25 protein-coding genes are annotated in these 24696 nt (G+C 52.6%); 15 read left to right on the top strand and 10 right to left on the bottom strand.

Annotated elements, in window-relative coordinates:
* Positions 1 to 144 precede the first annotated feature (144 nt).
* The 3 genes from A7E48_RS02460 to A7E48_RS02450 are packed head-to-tail and all read right to left on the bottom strand — an operon-like array spanning position 145 to position 2152.
* A complete protein-coding gene (locus A7E48_RS02460) occupies positions 145 to 657 on the bottom strand; it encodes a hypothetical protein (RefSeq protein ID WP_068169021.1) in 513 nt (170 codons plus the stop codon).
* 8 nt (positions 658 to 665) lie between these two features.
* Positions 666 to 1661, bottom strand: coding sequence for a GNAT family N-acetyltransferase (locus A7E48_RS02455; RefSeq protein ID WP_158004386.1), 996 nt, complete (start codon positions 1659 to 1661; stop codon positions 666 to 668).
* A gap of 59 nt (positions 1662 to 1720) precedes the next feature.
* Complete coding sequence (locus A7E48_RS02450; protein WP_083147143.1) at positions 1721 to 2152, bottom strand: RNA-binding S4 domain-containing protein; 432 nt, start codon at positions 2150 to 2152, stop codon at positions 1721 to 1723.
* 241 nt (positions 2153 to 2393) lie between these two features.
* On the opposite strand from A7E48_RS02450, the gene A7E48_RS02445 reads away from it, so the two are divergent.
* From A7E48_RS02445 to A7E48_RS02425, 5 genes are all read left to right on the top strand, one after another.
* Entirely contained in the window at positions 2394 to 3470 is a 1077-nt protein-coding gene (locus A7E48_RS02445) for a sucrase ferredoxin (protein ID WP_068169019.1), read from the top strand.
* Positions 3471 to 3603: 133 nt separating this feature from the next.
* Positions 3604 to 5781, top strand: a complete 2178-nt coding sequence (locus A7E48_RS02440) for a bifunctional UDP-sugar hydrolase/5'-nucleotidase (RefSeq protein ID WP_068169018.1) — start codon at positions 3604 to 3606, stop codon at positions 5779 to 5781.
* A gap of 344 nt (positions 5782 to 6125) precedes the next feature.
* Positions 6126 to 6464 carry a hypothetical protein gene (locus tag A7E48_RS02435; protein ID WP_068169017.1) on the top strand — a complete coding sequence of 113 codons (339 nt, stop codon included), beginning with the start codon at positions 6126 to 6128 and terminating at the stop codon, positions 6462 to 6464.
* Between the two features lie 191 nt (positions 6465 to 6655).
* Positions 6656 to 7864, top strand: coding sequence for a DUF308 domain-containing protein (locus A7E48_RS02430; protein WP_068169016.1), 1209 nt, complete (start codon positions 6656 to 6658; stop codon positions 7862 to 7864).
* A gap of 176 nt (positions 7865 to 8040) precedes the next feature.
* Complete coding sequence (locus A7E48_RS02425; RefSeq protein ID WP_068169015.1) at positions 8041 to 8430, top strand: hypothetical protein; 390 nt, start codon at positions 8041 to 8043, stop codon at positions 8428 to 8430.
* Between the two features lie 75 nt (positions 8431 to 8505).
* Here A7E48_RS02425 and A7E48_RS02420 read toward each other — a convergent pair whose 3' ends face one another.
* Complete coding sequence (locus A7E48_RS02420) at positions 8506 to 8700, bottom strand: hypothetical protein (protein ID WP_068169014.1); 195 nt, start codon at positions 8698 to 8700, stop codon at positions 8506 to 8508.
* 151 nt (positions 8701 to 8851) lie between these two features.
* Here A7E48_RS02420 and A7E48_RS11075 point away from each other — a divergent pair, with 151 nt between their 5' ends.
* Entirely contained in the window at positions 8852 to 8998 is a 147-nt protein-coding gene (locus tag A7E48_RS11075; protein ID WP_158004385.1) for a hypothetical protein, read from the top strand.
* A gap of 174 nt (positions 8999 to 9172) precedes the next feature.
* Here the strand turns inward: A7E48_RS11075 and gabT are convergent, their stop codons facing one another.
* Positions 9173 to 10519, bottom strand: coding sequence for a 4-aminobutyrate--2-oxoglutarate transaminase (gene gabT, locus A7E48_RS02415; protein ID WP_068169013.1), 1347 nt, complete (start codon positions 10517 to 10519; stop codon positions 9173 to 9175).
* Positions 10520 to 10805: 286 nt separating this feature from the next.
* On the opposite strand from gabT, the gene A7E48_RS02410 reads away from it, so the two are divergent.
* Positions 10806 to 12257, top strand: a complete 1452-nt coding sequence (locus A7E48_RS02410; protein ID WP_141669351.1) for a hypothetical protein — start codon at positions 10806 to 10808, stop codon at positions 12255 to 12257.
* A 145-nt stretch (positions 12258 to 12402) separates the two neighbouring features.
* Positions 12403 to 13011 carry an arsenic metallochaperone ArsD family protein gene (locus A7E48_RS02405; RefSeq protein ID WP_068169010.1) on the top strand — a complete coding sequence of 203 codons (609 nt, stop codon included), beginning with the start codon at positions 12403 to 12405 and terminating at the stop codon, positions 13009 to 13011.
* A 145-nt stretch (positions 13012 to 13156) separates the two neighbouring features.
* Here the strand turns inward: A7E48_RS02405 and A7E48_RS02400 are convergent, their stop codons facing one another.
* The 3 genes from A7E48_RS02400 to A7E48_RS02390 form a co-directional block, all read right to left on the bottom strand.
* Entirely contained in the window at positions 13157 to 13858 is a 702-nt protein-coding gene (locus A7E48_RS02400) for a TrkA family potassium uptake protein (protein WP_141669350.1), read from the bottom strand.
* Complete coding sequence (locus tag A7E48_RS02395; RefSeq protein WP_068169008.1) at positions 13851 to 15182, bottom strand: TrkH family potassium uptake protein; 1332 nt, start codon at positions 15180 to 15182, stop codon at positions 13851 to 13853. Before A7E48_RS02395 ends, A7E48_RS02400 begins: the two co-directional genes overlap by 8 nt.
* A 234-nt stretch (positions 15183 to 15416) precedes the next feature.
* Positions 15417 to 15929, bottom strand: coding sequence for an N-acetyltransferase (locus A7E48_RS02390; protein ID WP_068169002.1), 513 nt, complete (start codon positions 15927 to 15929; stop codon positions 15417 to 15419).
* Between the two features lie 135 nt (positions 15930 to 16064).
* On the opposite strand from A7E48_RS02390, the gene A7E48_RS02385 reads away from it, so the two are divergent.
* Positions 16065 to 16265 carry a hypothetical protein gene (locus A7E48_RS02385; protein WP_068168999.1) on the top strand — a complete coding sequence of 67 codons (201 nt, stop codon included), beginning with the start codon at positions 16065 to 16067 and terminating at the stop codon, positions 16263 to 16265.
* A 92-nt stretch (positions 16266 to 16357) separates the two neighbouring features.
* Here A7E48_RS02385 and A7E48_RS02380 read toward each other — a convergent pair whose 3' ends face one another.
* Positions 16358 to 16693 carry a cupin domain-containing protein gene (locus A7E48_RS02380; RefSeq protein WP_068168996.1) on the bottom strand — a complete coding sequence of 112 codons (336 nt, stop codon included), beginning with the start codon at positions 16691 to 16693 and terminating at the stop codon, positions 16358 to 16360.
* Between the two features lie 125 nt (positions 16694 to 16818).
* On the opposite strand from A7E48_RS02380, the gene A7E48_RS02375 reads away from it, so the two are divergent.
* The 6 genes from A7E48_RS02375 to A7E48_RS02350 all read left to right on the top strand — a co-directional run bounded on the left by A7E48_RS02375 (position 16819) and on the right by A7E48_RS02350 (position 23525).
* Entirely contained in the window at positions 16819 to 17466 is a 648-nt protein-coding gene (locus A7E48_RS02375) for an HAD hydrolase family protein (RefSeq protein WP_369796751.1), read from the top strand.
* A gap of 42 nt (positions 17467 to 17508) precedes the next feature.
* Positions 17509 to 18258, top strand: a complete 750-nt coding sequence (locus A7E48_RS02370; RefSeq protein WP_068168991.1) for an MBL fold metallo-hydrolase — start codon at positions 17509 to 17511, stop codon at positions 18256 to 18258.
* Between the two features lie 66 nt (positions 18259 to 18324).
* The gene (gene deoD / locus A7E48_RS02365) at positions 18325 to 19035 is read left to right on the top strand and encodes a purine-nucleoside phosphorylase (protein WP_083147141.1); all 711 of its coding nucleotides are present in this window, start codon (positions 18325 to 18327) and stop codon (positions 19033 to 19035) included.
* Positions 19036 to 19338: 303 nt separating this feature from the next.
* Positions 19339 to 19989 (top strand): C39 family peptidase, encoded by a 651-nt coding sequence (locus A7E48_RS02360; protein ID WP_083147140.1) that lies wholly within the window; start codon positions 19339 to 19341, stop codon positions 19987 to 19989.
* Positions 19990 to 20177: 188 nt separating this feature from the next.
* Positions 20178 to 21218, top strand: a complete 1041-nt coding sequence (locus A7E48_RS02355) for an HAD hydrolase-like protein (RefSeq protein ID WP_068168987.1) — start codon at positions 20178 to 20180, stop codon at positions 21216 to 21218.
* Between the two features lie 258 nt (positions 21219 to 21476).
* A complete protein-coding gene (locus A7E48_RS02350; RefSeq protein ID WP_068168984.1) occupies positions 21477 to 23525 on the top strand; it encodes a fibrinogen-like YCDxxxxGGGW domain-containing protein in 2049 nt (682 codons plus the stop codon).
* A 224-nt stretch (positions 23526 to 23749) separates the two neighbouring features.
* Here the strand turns inward: A7E48_RS02350 and A7E48_RS11215 are convergent, their stop codons facing one another.
* Positions 23750 to 24403, bottom strand: a complete 654-nt coding sequence (locus A7E48_RS11215; protein ID WP_068168981.1) for a hypothetical protein — start codon at positions 24401 to 24403, stop codon at positions 23750 to 23752.
* Positions 24404 to 24696: the final 293 nt, after the last annotated feature.

Genomic DNA, 24696 nt, shown 5'->3' with positions numbered 1-24696 from the left:
CATAAACAGTACGCTTACTACTCTACGCCGGTTGAGGAATTCCTTCTAGCCGCGTCGCTTTTCTCCTGAAGATGCTCAGCAAATCTGTAAAAGTGAACTCAAATACATGCACTTTCACAGATTTAGTGACCCGCGCACCCGCAACTACTCCAGGTGCGCGGTATTTTTCTCCAGTTGCCGCTTGTACTGCCACTGGATGAGGTACGCCGTCAGGCCCGTGACCGCGAAGAAAAATATCCCTCGCGGCTGCCAGCCCAGCACGGTGCTCAGGAATAAAAACGCGCAGTTGAGCAGTGACCACCAAATTGCCAGCACGTATTCTGAGCGCCGCACAATCTCATAGCGACGCCACCAGCCGCGTTCAGTCGTAGGTAACTCCCTGAGCCGAACTTTCCGAGGATTCATACCGCGCCGTATCGCCATAAACGGATAAAGGCATAGAAACAGCAACGCCATAAGGCTAAAATCCTCCTGGTCCCTACCTACCGTGACGAAAAAATAGATAGACGCCCCTACATTCGCCACTAGCATGCCAACCGCCAGCTTGTGAAGCTGACGAACGTAGGACGACGCCGGCGGTGGCTCCGGATAGAAACTCGTATTGTTGGGGTCGTTGGCTTCCCAAGGGTTTGGTTCGTGGTTCTGATTTTCCGCCACATACTCTCCTAACTTTGAAAAGCAATTTCCTGGCAGACGACCTTATATCCGAACTGCTCGTTGATGGCGTTCATCTGGGTGTTCAGCGATGAATTGCCCGTTGCCACCACCTTAATGTGAGGCGCTACTTCTTCTAACTTGCGATGATTAGCCACCTTCATGGCCAGCCCTAGAGCATACCCGCGATGGGCAGGCATCACCAAAGTATTTTCTTGGAAACCAATAGAAGTTCCCTCATTGGTGTTATAAATAATTTCACTCTGGCCAGCAATTTCATTCTCTGGCGAGAATGCCACCGTAATGACGCCCCGGAACCCCATAGCTTTTTGCTTCTCGTAGATTTCACGCACGCGATCGGCAGAAAACTCAGGCGCTTCATTTCTATGATCACCAGTGGGTTCGTCGAGCTCTAGCTGGCGCAATAAAATTCCGTAATTCTCTAGCTGATTTTCGGGAATGCCGTCGGTCCATGTTTCCAGGCGATAGTCGCCAATTTTTTCGGCAACCTGCGCTTCGAATTGCGCAAGTTTCCCATCGGGGAGGGGAAGGTCTAAGCTCTTCTGCGCCGCCACGTTTTTCTTTTCCATCCCTAGACGGCGGGCAATACGGTTCACAGGAAGCGTTGAATCATCGGCGTTGGCATCAGCAGGAATCTCACCCCACGAATCCAAGGCGGTTCGACCGGCAGACTGGGCAGTTTCTTTCAGCCGCTCCGCCAAAGCCGAACCTATCCCCCGTCCACGGTATTCCGGGTGAACCGCTAGACCAATAAACGCCGTCTTTTTGTTCTCATACAAGGGCATTCCGCAGATAGCGATACCTACAACGCGCTCGGTATCTCCTTCAGAAACAGCCGCTACAAAACGTTCGGTTTCCTGGTAAGCACTGGGGGCGAGCGCCGCGCGTCGTTCATCAACGGTAGACTTCTGGGACGCCCCGTAAATGTCCTGCGCACATGCCTCGTCTAATTCGTTGAGCTGGCGCATTTCTTCATCGGAATCCACGTTGATTCCTCGGATAGTAAAGTCTGTCATGAAAACAGAATACAGTTGCGGAGCTCAACTTACTCATTGAAGCCGCGAAGTTTATCCAAGGCACGGCGTTCTTTCTTGGTGGGACGCCCCGCTCCTCGTTCGCGCCGCGGCACAGCGCCAGTGGTGAGGTAGGCAGGCTTGGGCTCAGAAAGATCTTCATAACAGGTGACCGCCACCGGCGCACCCACGCGTTTGGTGAGGGTTTTGACTACCCTAAAGACCCGCTCATACCCGGGGTAACGCACCCGGACGACGTCGCCGCTGCCGATTTTGAACGACGGCTTAATATGGGCGTCGTTGACGCGAACGTGGCCTGCCTTGACCTCGTCATTAGCTAAAGAGCGAGTTTTGAAGACACGAACAGACCAGAGCCATACGTCCACGCGTACTTTAGGTTGCGGTGGCAACGCTTGATGCGTTGGTGTTGCGCTCTGATCTGTTGAGGTAGGTTGTTCGGTCATGTATTTAGGCTACCGAAAAGTCCTACTTGTTAGCCGCCTTTGCTGCTGCAAGCTCCTCGGGAGAAGACTTGGGAACAGTAATAATTACCGAAGCCAGCGCCAGAAGAAGCATGAAAATATTGACCGCAAAGGTAACCAGACCAGCTTCACGAACCGCTTTGTTATCGGGGCGACCTACAAAGAGGAAGGTTAGAAAGCGCGCCGTCGATCATGCCTACTCCTTTGTACAAGGGATGTTTGAATGTTCTTTCACCTCTATGCTATTTCTATGGGTACTTACTTATCAGAGGACAAAAGCGGGACGCTCAATAGTCCAGCGTCGCGAACATCTGTAGCGTCAAATGTAACGGCAGAGAAGGTTCTCTCCGCTATTCGCTTTCCTGACGTTCCCCAGAATTCCTGCTCCACTTTTACCGAGGGAAACTTAGCGGGAACAGCAGCGTATGAACCCGGCTGGATTGCTCTGGAACAGCCCGGCGCCTGGGGAAGGGATATTTTCGATGGCGTTGCCTTTGATAGCACTGTAGCTCAGACACTGGAGAAAAAACTTGCTGATGAGGGTGGATACCGCCTGCTTCTCATCCGTAAACCGGGCAGATTGGGGCAGGTGGTTCAGGACGGCGTGCGAAGGGTTTTTCTCGCCCGTCGGATTCACGGTCAAGATCAACTATTCACTTTCTGCGTGAAAGGGCCTGCAGACTTACTCGAATTGCCATTGAATGACCCCTCTCAGATTCCCTTTGCAGAGCGGCTCCCCGGAACGGTTCTCACCCTGGTGTGTGCCCATGCCAAAAGAGACCAGTGCTGCGCCTTGCGAGGTCGCCCCATTGCCCGCTTTCTCGATCAGATGAGACCCGGCGGCACCGTATGGGAGTGTTCGCATTTGAGCGGTCATAGGCTTGCCCCGACGGCGATGCTTTTGCCATCCGGTTACACCTACGGGCGAATCTCAGCAGAAAGCATGTTGGCTGCTACTAGTTGTCTTGAGGAAACCGGAGTGCCGCTGGTGGATAATTTGCGCGGACGTTCGAGCTTGCCAGCAGCTCATCAGGTAGCCGAGGTGGCGGTGCGAGAGTCGCTCCTCGCCGAGCAGATTGAACCGGGAATTGAAGAACTAACTTTTGAAGATGCCCCTCAAAAATATTCCGATTCAGCCATATCTTCGGTGCACGTGAAATGGGGATCCGCCCGGGGAGCCGAGACTCGCGCCTGGGACGTCGTCGTCAAGCTGGGAAAAACAGCCGCGGTACCTGCCTCCTGCGGCAAAGAAGGTAAACCCGCAAAATCATACGACGTAGTAGAAATCCGCCCTCTCTAGTGAGCTGCTCGTTACCTAAACTTCTCGTGTCATTTAGCTTCATTTCCCTGTCCTGAGGCTCTACGGTTTCCTGATTTACCTACAATGAAGACATCGCACACATCACTCGCGCCGCTGACGAAAGGAATTTTCGATGCGACGCATCATCGCTTCAGGAACCGGGCTTTTACTAGCCACCAGTGCTGTCATTATCGCCTCCCCAGCAATGGCGGCAGAGACAGATCTAGGTGATCTGACCGTTCTAGCTACCACCGATATCCACTCCCATGTGGCTGACTACGACTATTTCACCGGTCAAAACTACGGCGCTAAAGACCCCTCCAAAGCCCTGGGAATGGAGCATTTAGCAACTGCCATCAAGCAAGTGCAGAATGAGGGTGGCGACTCCGTACTAACCGTAGATAACGGCGACGCCAACCAGGGTTCGAGCCTTGCTAGCTACTACCAGCAGAACCGTGGCGCTGACACGGTAGACCCCATGGCAACAGTCTTTAACCAGCTCAACTATGAAGCCAGTGTTGTAGGAAACCACGAATTTAACTACGGTCTTGATGCGCTGAAACAGTATCAGGGCAACCTCAACATGCCGCTGCTCGGGGCGAACGTGATTGATGCCCAGACCGGTAAACCAGCGCTGACGCCCTACACCATGATTGATAAAAAGGTCGGCGATAAAACCGTCAAGGTTGCTGTGGTCGGTGTCGTGACCCCCGGCGTCGAAACCTGGGATAAGGCAAATGTTGAAGGCACATTAATTTTTGAGGACGCTGCCCAAACTGCTTCTCGCTATGCCAAGACGGCGAAAGATGAAGGAGCTGACGTCGTCATTGTTCTAGCCCATACCGGTCTTGACCCCGAGGGCGTAACTTATGACCCTGCGGCAAAAGCAGAAAACGTGGCTCGTTCGGTAGCGGAACAGAGCACCGACGTAGATGTGGTGATTGGTGGTCACTCACATGTGACCGATAAAGCTCAAGAATATTTCGTGAATAAAGAGGGCAAAAAGGTTCTTTTCTCGCAACCCGGGTATTGGGCTCGTTTTGCCTCAGAAATTACTGTGCCGCTGACTATTGACGATGCTACCGGAAAGGTCGAGGTTGAGTGGTCAGAGGAAGAGCAACCCAGGGTAAAGACCCTCAACGCCGCAGATTATTCTAGTGACCCCGCCATTCTGGCAGCTATTGAGCCCTACCATTCGGACACCCAGAAATGGGTTCAGACCGTAGTTGCCCAGGCAACCGAGCCGATGTCCGGCGCAGAATCTGCATGGAAAGATACCGCGATTCTTGACTTCATCAACCACGTGCAGACCGAAGAAGTTACCCGCGCCGTCGCCGGTACGAAGAACGAAAACCTGCCTGTGATTTCTGAAGTTTCGCCGTTCTCTCGCACTGCGCTGTTTGAAAAGGGCGATGTCACCATTGCAGATATGGCTGGGCTTTATGTCTTTGACAACACCCTCATGGGCGTCAAACTCACCGGCGCCCAGCTGCGGGATTACCTCGAATGGTCCGCCCGCTACTACAAGCAGCAGGAGCCCGGTGCAGAGATTAGCAACTGGGCGGATGTCACCAACGCCATGTATCCCGGCGATACCCGCGGAATCCCTGACTACTCCTACGATGTGCTCTCCGGCGTGAACTACCACCTCAATATCTCCAAGCCTGTGGGGCAGCGCGTAGAGAACCTCACCTTGGCAGATGGTTCGGCTCTAGCGGACGATCAGGAAGTCATTCTTGCTCTCAACAACTACCGCTGGTCTGGTGGGTCAGGCTACCCCCATGTAACCGATGCAGAAATTGTCTACAACGAGCAAAAAGCTGTTCGCGACCTGATGATTCAGTGGGCAACGGAAAACAAGATTATTGATCCCGCAGATTTCTTCACCGAAAACTGGAGTGTTTCAGCGGCTTCCGCAGTGGTTCCTTCTGAGACCCCCAGCTCTGCACCCAGCGAAGAACCTTCGGCTGCGCCTTCCGAGCAGCCTCAACCTTCGGCAGAGCCCACCGCACCTGCGAGTGCCGTTGCGTCTCCAGCAGGCTCGCCTTCGGCTGAGCCCGCTGCACCAGCGAGCCAGGCAAGCACTCAGCCTGTAGACATAACTACTGGCTCCAATTCTGATGTTGAGAACTCGCGCGACGGCGCAGAAGCAAGTCAAGGTGCCGAAGCGAACGAAAATGCAACGGCGTCTTCTGCTGATTACCTGGCGCACACCGGCCGCAATCTGGTTCTGCTAGTGGGTGCAGGAATTCTGTTGCTTCTAGTAGGCGGCACTGTCCTCAAAGCGGGTCGGGGAAAGGGCAAGAGCTAGAAGAGACGACTGTCCAAGAGAAACCAAACGAGCGTAGCAATGGTGAACTAACCTTCTCGCCTGCTTCGCTAGCGCTCAGTAAGGCAATTCATGCCAGCCCCAGCCAGTTCACCTTACTGCTACGCTCGTTTGGCTCTTGCTTGTTGAACATATCCCTAGGGTTACCGTTCAGTAAGTAAACGCTAGTGAAATAGGGGACAGTAGCCCCACTTCTTCTAAAACCCGCTATCAATTAGCGATTGGGCTCACGCTAGCCGTAGAATATTTTTCGGTGATACAGGCAACATGGAACCGCCTTGAAGCTTGTCTCACTCCACTCGCGCCGCTTACGAAAGGAAATTTCGATGCGTCGCTTATTCGCAACTCTTGCCGGTATCGCACTGGCTACAGGAATGTCCGCTCTCCCCGCGCAGGCACAAGAACTTCCCACAACTTCATATTCCATCAGTGCTGAAACCTCTGTAGAGACTACTTCTCACAAATCTGCAGTAGTGCGCCAAGCGCCGCTTGCCGTCATCAACGCCGATGACGCCGCGCGTCCTACTACCGAGAATCAGCCCAGCATGTTCCTTTCTTCGAAGAACCTACTGATTCTAGGTGCTGGGCTCGTCATTGTAGCTCTGGTTAGCGGGTTTAGTGTTCGATCTGCCATGAAAGCAGCCGAAGAAAACACCATTCTTTAGATCTTGGAAGAGCGCCCCGCAACCTCCTCTGACAGAGGTGCGGGGCGCTTTTGGTGCGTCTTGGGGGAAGCTAGACCCGTCTCTTTGCCCCTGCGGCTGAAGCGAGTGGCAGATTGATATAGCGCAATCATGCGATGTCATATAAAGAACACGACACCCTAAAATAGACAAGTTTCGGTGATCTAGGTTTTGTGACTCAGCAAAACAATATTCCAGAAGATCCGCGTGATTCTTCAGAGGATTACACACGTCCTCTAAACTCGCAGGATGATACTCTTCGCGCCCCCGACGCTTTCTCTGAATCAACGGAGAGCTCAGCTTCTCCCCGTACTTCTGAGACGCCGTCGCACGGCAGTGTAAGTTCTTCTTCCGCTGCCCCTTCAACCTATGCCCCTCAAGGTTCTCAGGGTCAAAACAACTACGACCAGCAGAACCCTTACAACCCTCACGCGCAGTCTGCACCCAGCGGTCAGTCCATGCAGAATGCTCAGAATGGTAACTACGGCCAGCAGTCCCCTTATGCAGGAGCGGCAGCGGGTTCTTCCGCGAACGGCTACCCAGCCTATTCCGCTGCTGGGGGTGCCAACAACGGTAACTACGGCAACGGCGGTTACGGTAACAGCGGTAACGGTTTCAACCAGAATCCTTATAACAACGGCGCACCTTACGGCCCCAACGGTGGCAAGCGAGCTAACAATATGCTCGGTTTAATTGCATTAGGCTCCTCAGTTCTTGGTCTGATTCTCGGTTGCATCCCGGTCGTTGCCATTTTAGGTTGGATTCTCCTCTTCGCGGGTTTCGTGATGGGCATCATCGCCCTTGTCCAGAAGAATAAGTCGAAGTGGGCGGGCATCACCGCAATCGTTGTTTCGGTGCTCGGCACCATTCTCTCGATGATTATTGTGTTCGTTGTGGCTGTTACGGCGTTGGCAGAGTCGACTGACGGGGAATACAGCTCCTCATCAGCGTCTCCTTCTTCCGCTTCGGCAACAGATTCCTCAGGTGAACAAGGATCCGATACAGGAAAAATTGGCGATACCTACACGTGGAACGACGGCGTGTCAGTAACTATTTCACAGCCTGAAGCTTTTAAGCCCACTGAATATGCGGCTGGAAACGACGATAAAACTCTCAAAGATTTTCAAAAGTACACCGTAACCATCAAGAATGACTCTGATGAAGCAGTTGATCCGTCGCTCTTCATGATGACAGGTAATTCAGGTGGGAAAGAAGCGGAACGAATTTTTGATTCTAACCTTTCCAATATTCCCACCACCAAGATTCAACCCGGAAAGTCTCTTTCTTTTGAGGTTGGCTACGCGATGGTGGATCACAAGGACGCATCCTTCGATGTTTCACTCGATTTCGACCGTGAAGAAGTTACTTTCATCCAGGAGTAAACCGTCCACGTTGGTGCACAAAGTTCTCTAATGACTGGTGCCAGATAACGCAAGTGGAAATACAAAAGCTGTGGATAACCTCCTTCTCGATGATGAGAAAAGGGGTTATCCACAGCTTTTTACTGTCATAAAAAATTTTAGAAGACAGCGGTTGAGCGAGTCTTTAGCCTTGCCGTATGACAGAAGAAAATTACACACCGCAACAGCTTACTCAGCAGGTAAACCTTCACCATCTGCAGGCCTCTGCACCAGAAACTTTTCAGCCCTACCCCTACGGCACCGATGCGTCTGCACAGTGGGCACCCGCGCGTCCTACATCTCGCAGAAATGTACCGGGAATCGTAGCTCTCGTACTCGTGGGAGTTGCCATATCTTTTGCTTTATTCCCCGTAATTCGGCTCCTAAACACGGTGCCCATGTTGGCGGCGTTCATGCTGGGGATCATCGCGCTTTTTCGCGCCGGTGAAACAAAGTGGGAGGCAATCGTGGCGATTGTTATCTCGGTTATCTGGCTTACTTTTCATGCGGTGATGTTTATTCTCGTGCGGATCATGTTTCAGATGTAGACGAGCTGATATAGCGCCGCCGTCCTGAGCTGTGGTTCAGGACGGCGGCGCTATAGTACAGTCAACGAAGCGAGTTTAGGACGATGTCCGGCGCCGTGCCTGTACTTTCTCCACGTTCTTCTTCGCCAGTGGCCAGAGAATAACCAACACGACGGTTGCGATCAGCGAGGTATAGACCTGTGTACGACCGTCTGCCGAGAACATCATGACCACAAAAACAAAGGCGATGCCGAGCATCAGAAGAATGTTCAGCCAGGGAGTTGCCCACATTTTTAGTTTGAGCCCAGCTAAGAACCGTGCGTCATGGGCAAATGGTGTGCTTTCGAAAACGCCTTATGAATAGGTCACTAGGCAAAACGCAATTTGACCCGGGCCTGTGAAATACGGTTGAGTTGCTTGTATCAACATCAAAGGAGCCAATATGCATCCCTATAAATACCAGTGCGCAACCGACGGCATCTTCGAACAGGAACACCCCGAAGGCAAGGCACCCGCCCAGTCGGCGTGCCCCGTCTGCCACGCGAACTCACCGCTCGTCCCCACCGACCTCGAAACTAAACAAAGCTAAGAAAAGCTAAAGAATGCCGCAGGAACGCTTGCTCCTGCGGCATTTTTAAAGCCCTGTGTCACTCAATCCGTGAAAGTGCGTTCATTTGAATGCACTTTCACGGATTGAGTGACACAGAAGTTTTTAACGCCGAAAGATACCTCAGCGCCTACAGAAAGATTGTTTGCAGGAAAGTTACTGACCTACCGAGCGGATTCCCGCAACGAAGATATCCAGCGCCTCGCCCAAGAGCTCCTTTGAAATAGTCAGAGGGGGTAGCAGGCGAACGACGTTGCCGTAGGTGCCGGTAGTCAGAATCAGCACGCCGCGCTCCAGGCAGTAGGCTGCGATATCTTTTGCCGCAGTGGGGTGCGGATTCTTTGAGGTGGAATCGCTGACGAACTCAAGAGCCATCATGGCACCGCGACCACGTAGCTCACCCACGTAATCGAGCTCATCGACGAGCGGTTCCAGCTTCTCGCGCACGATTTCTTCAATACGGGTGGCACGGTCGTTGAGCTTCCACTCTTCCATGGTTTCAATAGCTGCCAAGGACGCTGCGCAAGCCACGGGGTTACCGCCGTAGGTGCCACCCAAACCGCCAGCCTGCACCTTGTCGAAGAGTTCCGCGCGTCCGGTAACTGCCGAAAGTGGCATACCGCCAGCGATACCCTTGGCGGTAGTAATGAGGTCGGGCTCAATACCCTCGTGCTCCGAGGCAAACCACTTGCCGGTGCGGCAGAAACCTGCCTGAACTTCGTCGGCAATAAATACGACGCCGTGTTCGCGGCACCAGTTGACCAGCTCGGGCAAGAAGCCATCCGCAGGAACGATGAAGCCGCCCTCGCCCTGGATAGGTTCAATCAGGACAGCGGCAATGTAGTCAGCACCAATCTGCTTTTCGATCTGCGAAATTACTTCTGTTGCCGCCTCTTTACCGCCGCGATTGCCGTCGCGGAAAGGGTAGCTCATGGGCACACGGTAAACCTCAGAGGCGAAAGGCCCAAAGCCCTGTTTGTAGGGCGCAGCTTTTGCGGTGAGCGCCATGGTGAGGTTGGTGCGGCCGTGGTAAGCGTGATCGAAGACGACGATTGCGTTACGCCTGGTTGCCGAACGCGCAATCTTGACAGCGTTTTCAACTGCCTCCGCACCGGAGTTGAAGAGCACCGAACGCTTTTCGAAGTCGCCAGGAGTTAGCTCGTTGAGCTTTTCAGCCACTGCCACATAACCCTCGTAGGGGGTCACCATGAAGCAGGTGTGGGTAAAATGCGAGGCGGCTTCTTGTACCGCTTCAACAACTTTAGGGGCAGACGCGCCCACGGTGGTGACCGCAATGCCCGAACCCAGGTCAACTACCGAGTTGCCGTCGGCGTCTACGATGACCCCGCCGTCGGCATCTACTGCATAAAAGGGGGCAGTAGATGCCACACCAGCGGGCACTGCTGCCGCACGACGCTCGGCGAGCTTGGCAGATTCCGGCCCCTGAGGGTAGTTGCTGGTGAGTTTGATTTCCTGGGGCAGGCGGTAAGTAATTTCAGGCATTGGGACTCCTTAACAATCAGCTCAATGGTTTAAAGCAAGAAAACAACGAAGAGCGGTTTATGTTTCACGTGAAACATAGGGCTCGCAGAGAGTCGCTCTTCATGCCGCCCCTGCTTTCATCTCACTGATGAAACATTTGTTACTTGGCGAAAATAGTGTTGTCTACATCATAAAGAGTAAGTACTCGCAGGTGGAACGCATTCCACCGCGATTCTCCCATTTTGTCACCCCATAAGCGCTCCATCTGCTCCCACAAAGTAGATTGCTTTATGAGATTATGGGACGTATGAGTTTAGAGAGCTCCCTTACGCCCAATCTACAAACACTAACCGACATCCTAGAAGCCTATTCGCGCGCCTCCGGCAACCCCGCCAAGGCTCATGCGCTGATTACTTCAGGAGAGTTGGGTGACTTAGCGCTGACCCACCCGGACGGCGCTTATATTACAGACCCCGCACTGGTTCAAGATTTTATGGTGGCAGTCAATGAATTGATTGCGGCAAAGGTACTCCCTGCCGACTGCGATATCCGCCTAGAGACCATGGAGGTGGAACCGACATCGGAAGAGCAAGCAACCGAGGATGCCGCCCCCGAAAACACCGAACCCTTTATCCAGGAACCAGGCAACCCGGGAGATCTCTCAGCAGTCCCTTACGCCCACAATGACGGCATGACTCTCCGCAAGACCCTGCTCAGCCACGGACATTCCACAGGCTACCGCGTGCGCGATATTGACGACGCCGTCACTCGCCTGGACGGCAAAACCCTGCCTGAAATCCGCTTCTTCCGCTCCACTGTGCGCGAAGGCAAGGTGGCAGAAGGTCCACACGGCGACATTTTTTCATCAGATATCGCCGCGGATTTCGGCAGGGAGCTATTCGCTGATGCCGCCGTGCGCCTTCCCGCGCCTACCCCAAACGACGTCGTGCAACCTAAGCTTGCCCACAAGTACTGGGTGGAGCTAGCCCACGATGCGCAAACTCTCTACGCAGCTGATCTTGCTCCTGGCGCGTCCGGTGCCATCGGGCAGATTATTGCGCGTTCAGCCATGACCGCCGAGCCGCCCTACATAGTCGCACGGTCACTCTCGCAGTTTGTGACGGGCGATTGGATTCAGGGCGCTACCGAGCGAGTTGCACAGAACCAGTCGGCGGAAGAAGAAACAGGCCCTCGCTGGGAGAGCGTTTCTTCGGTTCTTGAGCCCAGCGCAGAAGCAGCGCCAGTGTTAGAGAATGCCTCAGCGTCGGAGGTTTTCAACCAAGAGTCGCCAGCTCACCACGACCATGGTCTGGTTCAGGAAGTGGAACAGGCGACTGATAAATCACTAGAGCAAGAGGCCGCGAATGGCACGGAACAGATCGGCGCCACAGCGACTGAAAACCGAGGCGATGAAAACCCTGCCGATGAAAACGAGGGTTTCACTCCCGACCAGCCCGCCGCGAGTCCTCACGAAGAGCATTCGGAAGAGTCCTATTACCGCTCCCAAATCAACACGCTTCTAGGGCGACAAGACGAAGAAAAATCACCGATTTTCTCTCACATCGACGCAGAGCTAGATGGACAGAAGGGTTCCTCGGCAGATGCGTCTCAACCCGAAGAAGATGACCCGTTCGCCCCGGTTGAGCCCGATGCTCGCCAGGAAACCCCTCAGCACCCCCAGCGAGACGTGGCGCCTGCCACTGAAAATGAACCTGAAAATAACTTTATGAAGGGCTTGCGTAGATTCTTCCTGGGCTAAGTTGCTCGCGGCGGTTTCCGTGCCGGTGGAAATATTGGGCGGGAATTCAGCGTTAAACCTACGAGACTGCCCCCAGGCGGGAACCGCTGCCATACTGCTGGGTTACGCCCGACCCTAATGCAGAAGACGCAAACTAGGAGTAATCGTGAAAGCCAAAGAACCCGAAAACAACGAGTGGGCAGAGCTGGAAATCTTTATTCCAGGCCCTGGTGAGAATGAAGATGACCCAGACGATTCTGAGCGCACCCAGTTTCTTGCAACCGCGCAACATCTCTTGGAGTCAGGGTTTGACATAGCTGTTTACTCCACTGACTCTTACCCCTCAGCGTTCGAAGACTGCGTGCCGGTTGCCGATCAGATTGAGATTTCTGGGAGGGACGTGCTGCCAATTTTGCTGGCAGATGGTGAAGTGAAAGTTTCTTACAACTACCCCGACGAAGAGCAGATGAAGCGCTTCTCCAAAGCGCGCAGTGTCAAACCTAAGAAGATTTCGGCGGCAGCTGCAGCGTGCGGAACCGGTGGCGCTGAGATGCCGCCCACCGCGCCGTCCATGGAACCGGCAGGATTCGCCGCAACCCTGGCAGGCGTAACGGAGAAACCTGCGGGTGGCCCCGAAATTGGCGCTCGACGCAATCTGATGTCTGGCGATTTTGGCGATGGACTCCCTACGCCCGGCACCTCTGCTGTAACGACCAAGGACGGCGCGGCATCGTCGTCCGGCGCATGCGGATGTGGCGGCTGCGGCTGCCAGTAGCTACCGAAGTTTCCAGCGAGAGTAACTGACTTTGAAAAACAGCCGAACTTCCCGAGATATATTTCTTGTTTGCTATATTCTCGGGAAGTTCGGCTTTCATTGACTTCAAAAGAGAGTGAAACTTAAGACTTTCTTCTCACGAAGGTCAGAGGAACTTACTGGCGAATCTTTCAATGGCTTGAGGGTCTCCCCCGAGAATCACTACGTTCCCCGGGGTAAGGTGGAGGTTTTCTAGATCATGATTCCACTGACCTGAGGAATCACGATAAGAATTAATAGCTACCCCATATTTCTTATAAAGTTCATGCGGATTCAGGTTTACGCCCGAAAGTTTTTCAGTCGCAGAAGCCATAGCCAGAGCATAATTAGTGTCAATCTGAATAAACTCTTTCAGATCTCCCTGCAAAAGATGAGCTACCCGCTTTCCCATGTCTTTTTCCGGAAAAACCACATTTCGCACACCCAGCTGTTGCAAAATGACACCGTGCTGGTCAGATACTGCTTTAGCCCAAATATTTTCTACTCCGGCTCTCAGCAGATATGAGGTCACCAAAATACTGGATTCGAGGTGAGTACCTATCGCAACAACCACACGATCGAAATCAGTGATCCCAAGCTGATCCAAAACATCAGGATGCGTCGCATTCGCGCGAACTACATGGGTCAGCTTGTTGTTAAGAGATTGCACGATTTCCTCACGGTCATCAATCCCTAAAACCTCAGAACCATTCGCCATCAGCTCCAGAGCAACCGATTGCCCAAAACGTCCTAGGCCAATAACCGCTACTGAACTACCTTCGGAGACATTATCTGAATCAAATAATGACAGCTTTTTCTTTCTAACCAATGAGAGGCCTTTCTTTGGGCAACTCGTACAGAGCTGGACGACGTCGATAGACAAGTGCAGCCGCAGCGGTAACGGGCCCGATGCGTCCGCAAATCATCAAAATGATAAGAATGATTTTTCCTACTAGGGGCATTTCGAAGGTGATACCCGTGGTTAGCCCTACGGTGGCGAAGCCAGAAACGACTTCGAAAAGTATCTGATCGGTGGTGAATGCTGTAAGAAGTTGCAGAGCGAAAACGGCAACAAATATGAGTGCGGTACTGAGGAGAACCACGGTGATTGCTTCGCGGTGTACAGAACGCGCCAGACGCTTGCCCAGAATATTAACTGCGCCTTCACCCCGTATCTCAGTAATAGCTACAAACAGAAGCACACCAAAAGTAGTAATTTTTATACCGCCGGCAGTACCTGCTGGGCCACCACCGATAAACATCAAAACATCCATAAACAGAAGAGTTGAGGGGTGGAAGGTGGAAATATCTAGGTTATTGAATCCCGAGGTACGCGTAAAAGCAGATTGGGCAAAGCTGTTGAGAATCTTTTCAGCGCTATTCATCGTCCCTAAGGAACCAGGATTATTCCACTCTAAAACTGCAATTACCGCTGTTCCCAAAAATAAGAGAATAGGAGTTCCCAGAAGAACAAGTTTGGTACCCATATTCCACAGCCGGATATGTGCTCCCGCTTTTCTCAGTTGCATAAATACGGGGAAACCCAGGCCTCCTAAAACCGTAAGAAAAGATAGAGGTAGGAGAACCCATGGGTCATGGTAAAAACTTATGAGGTTATCTGAATAAAGGGCAAAACCGGCGTTATTGAAGGCTGAAACAGAATGGAAGATTCCCTTCCATAGCGATTCAGTAAAACTAAGTTTGTAACCGAAGAAAAATCGTGAGAAAAGAAATAAAAATCCTATAAATTCGATGAGCAGAGCGATGCGGATAACGGCGAGAACCATGCGTCTAAGATCGAAGAGGCCTTGTCCACGAACTTCAGCCGAGGCTTTGAGTCTGTTGTTCAGCGAAATTTTTCGAAGGACAAAAGCTCCGATGGCGGTAGAGAGAGTCATAAATCCTAAACCACCCATTTGAATCAGAGCCAGGATGATAATTTGACCCAGAAAAGTCCAATGCGTAGCAGTATCTACGGTAGTGAGTCCTGTAACGCAGGTGGCTGAGACGGCGGTAAATAAATCATCTACTACCTTGTTGTTAGCAGGATCCTGGTGAGCAGCAGGCAGAAAGAGCAGTGAAGTGCCAACAAAGATGGCACTGACAAAGCCTATTAGAACGCTTCGTTGCGGATTTACCTTTTTGAAGGACATATCTTTAGCCCTCAAGCGGAAAATGTTGAGGTCTAGCGACCGGCAAAAATATCACCGATTTAATATACACCTGCTAGAACCCGCATGGGAGAAGTTAGAGAAAAATGCTTATCTAGTTTTTCACGGAGTCTTCTTTTGATGCCCTTGAGGCACCTGTGATTTCAGTCTTAGGTACTTTGCAGTATTTTTCGGAACGTTCCCGTATGTTTGGGGTGGGTCAGGTCTGTTTGCCTGCTAGCCCCGCTGCAAAACCAGCGTTTTGTATCCTGCAAAGGTTGAGGTTTTGCCGGTGTCTCTGAAACCGTGTTTACGGTAGAAAGCAACGGCGCGCCCATTGGTAGCGAGCACCTCCACCGTGACCCGTTCACCCTCTGGCAGGACGGCGCGCATGAGAGCTTCCCCCATTCCGGTGCCGAACGCTTGGGGAACAATATAGAGGGACTGCAAGTCAAGAGTTTCACCGGGGGCTTGCCGCGTGCTGACAGTTCCTAGAATCTCACCCTTTTCATCGACAGCAATGCGGGCGCAACGGCGGGCGCCGGTTCCGGCTTCAACATCGCAGCCGTTGGAATCGAGCCCGGCAAACCATTCGCTAAATGACTCGGCGCGGGCATCAAACTTTTCTTCTCGCTCACGAAAGAGCTTTTCTTCAAAGATGCCTTCGTAGGCGGCTCGCCAGCTCAGCTGACGGGCACGCTCGAACCCGGCGCCGTCGTGGGGACCAGGAATGCGAAGAGTGAAATTCATATACTTATTATGCGCTGAGTGAGCCGTAATAAAAGAGCTTGCGTCTTTTCCCCTACCCACTAAAGTTAAAACAGTAAGTTTTCTTAGTATCACTAGGCTTAAGGAGCACTCACTGGCAGATCTCAATAACAAAAAGTGCTCATTCTCGCTAGCCAGGGCGTAGAGCAGGTTGAGCTTACCTCGCCGCGCGATGCGCTCATCCTCCCCGGCGGCACCCTCAACGCCGATGCATCGCGCATCGACCCCGAGGCTCGCTCCATCACCGTTCAGTTCTTTGAGGCATTCAACAAGGCAATTATCGCTAAGTTGAGCATGGTTTCTTACCACCAAAAATAGATTTAAACCGGTGCCCGGCACACTTAGTGAAAATGTGCCGGGCACGTGTTATTTAAAATCTGAGGCAAAAATTTTTACCCCCTAACATAGCTTTATGCCATGTCGATCAGGGTCAGCGAAAAACGGGAAGGTTCCAACGCCTTTACTGCATGACGGTCATTGGGGGCTAGATAAATGACGTCTCCAGGGACCACCACATTCGCAGTCCCGCCTACCGTAAATTCAATCTTGCCCTGCAGGATATTGACGATAACTGCGCGCGGGGCAGAATGTTCTGTGAGCACCTGATTGGTGTCCATCGCGAAAGAGACCTGGCGAATTTTTTCGTTATTGAAAACCACCTGCGATTTAGTTGCCTCCTGTTCAAGTGGCAATTCTTCAAAAACGCCAGCGGCAACCTGGGATTCGCTCATCGGGGTGCTACTCATGGGATGCTCCATTCACTAAATAATTAGGTTATATATTATTTACCTAATTATATCTCGCGTCACCACCTACAAACTAGACTTTCCCCTCCCCGCTCTGAAGTGAGTACTGTAAAAACGAGACCACCATCAGGGGAAGGAACACGCTGAAACGCACAGCAGTTTTTCTCGACATCGATGGAACTTTGTGTAATTACAATGGCGAAGTGCCGCCCTCCGCCGGGGACGCCGTGCGCGCGGCTCGTAAAGCCGGGCACGTCGTCGTCTTATGCACCGGGCGGTTCCGTGCCGAAATTTACCCCGAACTCTGGGAATTTGGGGTAGATGGTCTCATCGACGGCAACGGAAGCTATGTCGAGCTGAACGAAAAAGTTCTCCTACACCAGCCCATACCCGAGACCGAAGCGCACGCCATCGCGGACTGGCTCCATGAAAGAGGGCTAGAATTCTTCCTCGAAAGCAACAACGGCCTCTTTGCCAGCGAGCATTTTGAGACCGCCGGTGAGCCGGTCATCCGCCAGTACAGTGCGGGAAAAGGCGTGGAAAACGCCGCCGCCATGCAAGTGCTGGTTGAGCATGCAGGAATCTCCGCCGAGCACACCGTCGCGTTGGGAGATGCCAAAGACGATATTCCTATGTTCGAATTCGCTCGGGTGGGAGTTGCTATGGGCAACGCAGGAGAGGAGGCACAAGTGGCGGCAGATTTCGTCACTGACGACGTCGATGAGCACGGTCTAGCACATGCCTTCACCCGGTTGGGCTTGATAACGAAGTAGTTCGATAGGCTTGGGAAAGAAAACTTTTCTTGAAAGGAAACTATGCCTCAGCCAACCATTAAAGTTATTTCCGGGCCGACCGTTGAGATTGAATATGCCGGTTTGCACTTGCTCACCGACCCCACTTTCGACCCTGAAACCACCTACGATCTCGGCGGCGGAGCGAGCCTGCGCAAAACCACAGGGGCTCCGGTAGAGGCAGAAAGCGTTCTACCCCTCGACGCCGTCCTGCTTTCCCACGATCACCACCCCGATAACCTGGATAACAAGGGGCGCGAACTTCTCTCACAGGTTCCGCTCACCCTCACTACCCGCGATGGTGAAAAACGTCTAGGCGGAAACGCCCACGGCCTTTCACCCTGGGAAGAGTATGAAATCACCAGCACCCAGGGCACAAAGGTCACCGTCACCGCGTTGCCCGCTCTCCATGGCCCAGATGGCGACGACACCGAGGAAATTATCGGTCAGGTCATCGGCTTCTTGCTGACGGCCGAGGGCGAGCCGACTATCTACATTTCCGGCGATAACGCCTCTTTGAAGGTAGTTGAAGAAATCGCTGAGCGTATCTCTGATATTGACACCGCCGTCATTTTTGCCGGTGCGGCTCGTAGCCCCTTCTTTGACGGCGCTCCCCTCACCTTGGACGGCGCAGGTGCGGTAGAGGCTACAAAAATCTTGGAGCCTTCCCACGTGGTTATTGCACACGCAGACTCGTGGGAACACTTCTCTGACTCTTTCGAGAACGCACTCCAAGCGTTTAACGACGCCGGGCTGGGCAAACTACTCATCTAAGACATGGCTTTACAGGCTCTATAGTCCACTCAGCGATTCCCTATAAACTTCGCAAGGAAAATTCACGTGAAAAACACCCCTCATATCAAGCCCGACAACGCTCCCATTGCAGAGACCGTGTTGCTCCCCGGCGATCCCCTGCGCGCAAAATTCATTGCCGATAACTATCTAAAGAATGTTCAGCAGTTTAACGGCGTGCGCAACATGCTCGGCTACACCGGCGAGTTCAACGGCAAGCAGGTATCGGTCATGGGTACCGGCATGGGTATTCCCTCTGCCAGCTTGTACGCATGGGAACTCATCAACGTCTTCGGTGTAAAGCGCCTGATCCGCATTGGTTCATGCGGCGGCTTGAGCGCCAACCTCGATACTTTCGATATCGTGATTGCAGCCGCAACCTCCACCGATTCGAACTTCATGCGCCAGTACGAGCTACCGGGCACTTTCGCCCCCACTGCATCGTGGTCGCTCTTGAACGCCGTGGCAAAAGAAGCCGAAAAACAGAACATTAAACTGCATGTGGGCAACGTGGTTTCTTCGGATGTCTTCTACCACCACAATTCTGAAGACAACAAAAAGTGGGCGGACATGGGTGTTCTCGCCGTCGAGATGGAGACCGCCGGCATCTACGCCACCGCCGCTGCCGCTGGTGCGGAAGCGCTGGGCGTCTTCACCGTGTCCGACCATATCTTCAAGGGTTCAGACACCACCCCCGAACAGCGCGAAACCGCTTTCACCGAAATGATGGAACTGGTACTGCCTGTGGCAGTCAGCTAAAGCCCTCGGTTTGAGGCGCGGGCCGCGCATCGAAAAAGACCCCCCTGCCTTACCCGCACTGAATGGCGCGGGTAATGCAAGGGGGTCATTTTTTTGACGAGCACATTATTCTCGACAGCAAAAATTTTTCGGATTTTAAGAAAAATTTGAACACTCAGCCCGTATAACTGCCTTTTGACTAGGGATTATGTATTCTATGAATGAAGTGGGTTAGCCAACACGGTCTTATGTTCGTATTCTCATTTCACAGGTTATTTACGACCGCAACCACATACACTCTCCTCCCCCATAAGGATTGCAATAATGCACACTTCCACCAGAATCTGGCGGGTCCTCTCCGCCGCCCTCTTTGCAGGCTTCCTTTCCGTCGGCACCGTCGTCGCCCCTGCACAGGCAGACATCACGCCTACCCCAACCGCAACAGCCTCTACCTCTAGCCTGAAGTCCCTGAACATCAAACCTGAAGCCCAAGCCCAAAACCTCTGGTGCTGGGCGGGTGCAAGCACCGCAGTAGCCAACTACTTTGGCGCAAATGTAAGCCAAAACGAATTCTGCAACCTCGCCAAAGGCAACCCCAACCGCTACGCACCGTGCGCCAACACTACCGGCGACCTCAACGACATCCGCCGCGGCTGGTACAACGTCGGCGTTTACGGCAGTACCACCCGCTATGGCACACTAACCTTCTCCGAAATTAAGCGGGAAATCGACGCCGGACGCCCCGTTCAGGTGCGCATTCAGTGGAACTCAAACGGTATGGGGCACTTCCTGGTCATCGAAGGGTACAACGCGGCAACACAAGAAATTCAGTGGATCGATCCCTGGCCCACCTCCCAGCGCGTGAACGTGGCGAAGTACAGCAGCTTCCTCAATGATTCCCGCTACAAATGGACCCACTCCATTACCAACATAGGCGTTTACGGAACCCCTAAGGATGTGTACAGCATCTATTAGGAGCATCGGCTAGCACACCACCCCGCAACATATAGGGGATTCGCAGGGTGAAGCCGAGAGCCGCCATCGCCTTATCTTGTTTCATTGCATGGGGAAACAAGACGGCGGTGGCGGCTTTTTTATTCTTGAGCGGGGTACGGGGCTTTCCAGTAAACTCAAGGCGAAACCTTCTGCAGAGAGATAAATTTATGGCTTCTGGAAACATCGCAAAGTCAGCGCTCATTTCAATTCGCGACGGCAAACTTCTAGTTGCGCGCAGCTTCGGCAAGGAGAAATTCTTTCTGCCCGGCGGCAAGCCCGACGCCGGAGAAACCGCAAAAGAGGCACTCTACCGCGAGATTCGCGAGGAACTCAGCGTTGGGCTACACGCCAATTCCGTGCGCTCTTGGGGCACGTTTACCCAGCAGGCAGACGGCAAAGCTGCCGGCGTGCAGGTAGAGATGGCATGTTTTACCGCCGAACTCGACGGCGAGCCTGCGCCATCGGAAGAAATTGAAGAAATCGCCTGGGTAGATGCGTCCGACAGAGAGAAACTCTCTGCAGTGGCGCAACTTGTGCTCGATGATTTAGTACAGAAGTCTCTGGTCGTCTCCGGCGCAAACTCCCATCGCGCCGTCATTTTTGACCTCGACGACACTCTCTTTTTCACCATCGAAGCCAAATGGAACCACCACCGCCACGTGGCTCGCGAATCATTCGGCGTGGAGCTGACCGACGACGTCCTGCGTGAATACTGGGGTAAACCTTTCACCGAGATGATTGGGTTTTACTATCAAAATGCTGCGTCGGTTGAAGAGATGGTGGCGGCGAACGCCGCCAGCCGGGATCTCTTTCCCAAAAAGCCGATTGAGGGTGCACGCGAGATGGTGCTTTCGCTGCTGGACGACGGCGTGGCAGTAGGCGTGGTGACCTCCACCCGCACCGAATGGGCGTTGGGCGAACTTGAACGTGAGGGTTATCCGCTGGAGCGATTCACCCTGGTGCAGGGTTCGGATCTTGTGGAATTCCATAAGCCAGATCCGCGCGTCTTTGATGAGATTCTTAAAATAATGCGCGCATGCGGCAAAACCGACCTGACTTATGTGGGTGATGCGCTACTCGACGAACGTGCCGCGCTTGATGCAGGAATGAAGTTTGTGGGGCTAGAAACCGGGTTGTATTCACATGCTGACTTCAGCGAAAACACCCCGGTGCTGCCAGATATCAGCCACCTAAGAGACGTTCTATAAGAGGGAACATCCTGAGCTTCTAGCGGGCACGCTACCCACATTTGTGACTACAAGATACCGCTTTTTAGTAGCGGCTCACCCTAAGAAAGTCGGACGTAAATTACCCCCTAGTAACTCTGTTTTCCCCTCAGGGCTGGTTCATATCCTTAATGCATCTATGAATTTATTCAAATTTATAGATTCCCAAACCCACACACTGCGATTCTTTCAAGCTCAGTGTTTGAGTCTAGAACCGCTGAAAACCACCCATGAGGTCTTATGTCCCCTTCTCCACTGCTTCAAAAAATAACAGCTGTTGCCTCTGCAACAGTCCTTGGAGTCACCTTTCTAGCAGGTGCCACCTCGGCAGCTCAGGCAGAACCAGCAGTCCACGATGGCAAAACTTTAGAAACCGCCGCCGCCTCCTGCTGGGAAATTAAGCAAAACTACCCCAACTCACCATCGGGCGCCTACTGGCTTGCCCCGCCAAACTCTAAATCAGTACCTGGCAAGTTTTACTGCGACCAGGAAACTGACGGCGGCGGTTGGCTCATGATTGGTCGCGGGCGAGAAGACTGGAATCGCTCTCTTACCGGCAAGGGAGATGCCAACAAAATTTGGCAGTCACCCAGCGGTAAAGACGCTTTTACAACCGCGCAGCTCTCCGCAGAGAAAATCAATGAGCTCACCGGCAAAGATCCCAATTATGTGAACGACATTCGAGTTGTTCGCTCGCTCAACGACCAGGGAAATTACACCCAGGAACTGCGCGGAACCATCAGCACCCGCAATAACTGGATTTGGGCTCTTCCCGACGCGCGGGCATGGCGCAGCGCCACCATGACTGAAAGCTCTGGCTGGAGTGCGCCTACCACTCAAACCGATCCTCGCACCACCACTAAAGACTCCAAAGGTTTCGACCGCGCTTATCGATCCTTCACCCCCATTTACTCCGGCGTCAACGGCCCCGGATACGGCTACGCCTACGGCATCGACGTTAAAGAAGGTTCAGCAGATAGCCACATCTGGCTCTCCAAAGGCAAGCGAACCATGCCTTTCACTCAGATGTACTTGCGCCCCAAGCTAACCTCACCGGTAAAGCCTGAAGCGCGCAAAGACGTACCGAAGAGCCTCACCATGCCCATGCTATGGCGCACTTCTGAACAGACCGCAACCGGTGTAGCGAGCGAAATGCACTCCTACGTACAAGCAATTACGCAGGTAAGCGATACCGTCTTCGTTGGCGGTGACTACAAGAACCTGGTATCTGCCAAGGGTGAAGTTGTTGAGCAATCCTACCTCAGTGGCTACAACGTCAATACCGGTGATTTGGTCCGTACTTTTATGCCCAAGTTCAACGGTCAGATTAAGGCTGTAGAAGCTCTACCCAGCGGCAAGCTAGTAGTTGGTGGCGAGTTTACAGAGGTCAACGGCAAACCTATCTCCAATCTCGTCGTCCTCAACCCTGTTACAGGTGAAGTTGAGGACTTGGGCTGGAAGATTGAAAACCGTGGCACCAGCGGTATCGCGCAGGTACGTTCTCTTGACGTTCAGGGTAACTACCTCTACGTGGGTGGCAACTTCACTCACACAACCGGAGCAACCAGCCAGTACGCTGTCTACGCTAAAAATGCGGTTCGTTTTGACCTCAGGAACAACAGCGTGGATAAGAACTGGAAGCCAGTCTTCAACGGCACCGTAAGCGGCATCAGCGCGGCTGAGGATGGCCAGTCTGTTTTCGCTGCGGGCTACTTCTCAGAATTGGGTGGCAAGAAAGCTTTCAAGCTGGCTTCTATCAACACCACCGATGGCGCCATGTATAAACCGTGGGAGTGGAAGCAGTCTATCGTTCTAGGCGGTGGCGGCTGGCAGCTTGATGTTCAGGATGCCGGAAACACTGTTTGGGCAGGTGGCACTGAGCATTTCATTCACGCTTACGATAAGAACAATAACTACGCACGAACCAGCTCGGCTATTACTAAGCGCGGTGGCGATTTCCAGGATCTGCACAAGGCAGGGAACATCATGTACGGCGCTTGCCACTGTGGCGACCAGGTCTTCGACGGCGCTTACACCTACTTCGGCGCTGAAAGCCAGGCTCGCAACAGCACCTACGACATCAAGCTCGTGGGCGCGTGGGACATTACCACCGGCAAGTACATTCCTGATTTCGCGCCTAATCTCAAGGGCGCATCAGGTAATGGCGTGTGGGAGTCCTTCGTAGATTCACGCGGCAACCTCTGGGTGGGTGGAGATATCAACCAGTCACTCGGCGTCAACGGCCCCCAAAGAACTGTTGGCTTTGCTCGATTTGAAGCGCAAAACTAACAGGATTTCTTAGCACTTGCACCGAAAAACACGGTGTGGGAACTTACCTCGCGGTGGTTCTCACACCGTGTTTTTCATCATTAGTAGATGAGCTACCTCTGTCCGAAATTTAATATTCTAGAAAGTTTATGAATATTTTCTACTTATAAAAGAGGGGAGTGAAATATCTTAATAAACATAAGCTTCACTGAAATAGTGAAGCCCTTATTGAATAAAAATGCAGATTAAGCAGACGCCAAAGGAGTCTGCAACCAATTCGTGGGAATGGTGTAGGAGAACCCATTAGCTGTGGTGTATGAGCCCAAAAGGCGTACCCAAAAATATCGACGATAGAAAACGTCCTGGTTGAAACAGGTCGTATTATTCCAATTCATGGTGGTAGTCATGGGACTATTAGCCCACGGGACTGAGCGGTCAGATGATTGTCCGGTATTCGAACCAATCCAGTTGAAGGTAAAAATATCCCACAGGTAACCGTCATTGTTAATATTTTGGTTTCGCACCACAGTGGGATTTGCCCAGCTACCGCTGGTTACGGTAATTGAAGACACCAAACCAGCAGGGAATGCTACCTGCTGGCGAATATTAGAAAGCGTAACAGTGGTTTGAGGCGCACCATCCACTGGGGGGACAGCAAAGCCTGCAGCTGCAGTTCCGCCAGCGCGGTCGTTAGTCCACAGTCCCATGTTGCTTACCTGACGCTGATTGGTTCCACAACTTGCTGACTGGCTATAAACGAGACGACCAAACCATGATGCGGAAATCGAGTAGCGTGGCTTCGATGAAGCATAAGCGGGAATAGTTGCAGATGCTGCCACAATCGGCGCAGCCCATGCCGCACCCTTAGCGAGAGAACGGCGAGATAAATCGGGGGTCATATTATCCTTATGTGAGTAATTTTTGACTAAAAAGTCTACGGGGGATTCATGTGAAAACGATTGGTTTAATGGAGAAATAAACCAATTATCTGGTTTTCTAGGGTTGCCTATCAGTTTTATCAAACTGCCTACTTAAGCATCCTTCATTCTTTGTATATACCACTGTAGAGGTATATGAGGCTTATTCAAAAGTAGGAACACACCCACACCCCACCAACTAGACAACGGCCCCACCAGCGGCAAAAATAAGAGGATTAAATCACTACAAATAACCTCAAGCCATACCGGAAGAA

The sequence above is a fragment of the Rothia sp. ND6WE1A genome (assembly GCF_001683935.1).
Lineage (GTDB): Bacteria > Actinomycetota > Actinomycetes > Actinomycetales > Micrococcaceae > Rothia > Rothia amarae.
Note: the sequence above shows the minus strand (reverse complement) of the source record. Positions and strands in the feature narration are given on the sequence as shown.

Coding starts and splice junctions, on each gene's coding strand:
- A7E48_RS02410 (WP_141669351.1), top strand. CDS start 10,806: ATGAGTTTAGAGAGCTCCCTTACGCCCAATCTACAAACACTAACCGAC.
- A7E48_RS02370 (WP_068168991.1), top strand. CDS start 17,509: ATGCCTCAGCCAACCATTAAAGTTATTTCCGGGCCGACCGTTGAGATT.
- A7E48_RS02390 (WP_068169002.1), bottom strand. CDS start 15,929: ATGAATTTCACTCTTCGCATTCCTGGTCCCCACGACGGCGCCGGGTTC.
- A7E48_RS02435 (WP_068169017.1), top strand. CDS start 6,126: ATGCGTCGCTTATTCGCAACTCTTGCCGGTATCGCACTGGCTACAGGA.
- A7E48_RS02355 (WP_068168987.1), top strand. CDS start 20,178: ATGGCTTCTGGAAACATCGCAAAGTCAGCGCTCATTTCAATTCGCGAC.
- A7E48_RS02350 (WP_068168984.1), top strand. CDS start 21,477: ATGTCCCCTTCTCCACTGCTTCAAAAAATAACAGCTGTTGCCTCTGCA.
- A7E48_RS02425 (WP_068169015.1), top strand. CDS start 8,041: ATGACAGAAGAAAATTACACACCGCAACAGCTTACTCAGCAGGTAAAC.
- gabT (WP_068169013.1), bottom strand. CDS start 10,519: ATGCCTGAAATTACTTACCGCCTGCCCCAGGAAATCAAACTCACCAGC.
- A7E48_RS02395 (WP_068169008.1), bottom strand. CDS start 15,182: ATGTCCTTCAAAAAGGTAAATCCGCAACGAAGCGTTCTAATAGGCTTT.
- A7E48_RS02450 (WP_083147143.1), bottom strand. CDS start 2,152: ATGACCGAACAACCTACCTCAACAGATCAGAGCGCAACACCAACGCAT.
- A7E48_RS02360 (WP_083147140.1), top strand. CDS start 19,339: ATGCACACTTCCACCAGAATCTGGCGGGTCCTCTCCGCCGCCCTCTTT.
- A7E48_RS11215 (WP_068168981.1), bottom strand. CDS start 24,403: ATGACCCCCGATTTATCTCGCCGTTCTCTCGCTAAGGGTGCGGCATGG.
- A7E48_RS02420 (WP_068169014.1), bottom strand. CDS start 8,700: ATGTGGGCAACTCCCTGGCTGAACATTCTTCTGATGCTCGGCATCGCC.
- A7E48_RS11075 (WP_158004385.1), top strand. CDS start 8,852: ATGCATCCCTATAAATACCAGTGCGCAACCGACGGCATCTTCGAACAG.
- A7E48_RS02440 (WP_068169018.1), top strand. CDS start 3,604: ATGCGACGCATCATCGCTTCAGGAACCGGGCTTTTACTAGCCACCAGT.
- A7E48_RS02380 (WP_068168996.1), bottom strand. CDS start 16,693: ATGAGTAGCACCCCGATGAGCGAATCCCAGGTTGCCGCTGGCGTTTTT.
- A7E48_RS02445 (WP_068169019.1), top strand. CDS start 2,394: ATGTTCTTTCACCTCTATGCTATTTCTATGGGTACTTACTTATCAGAG.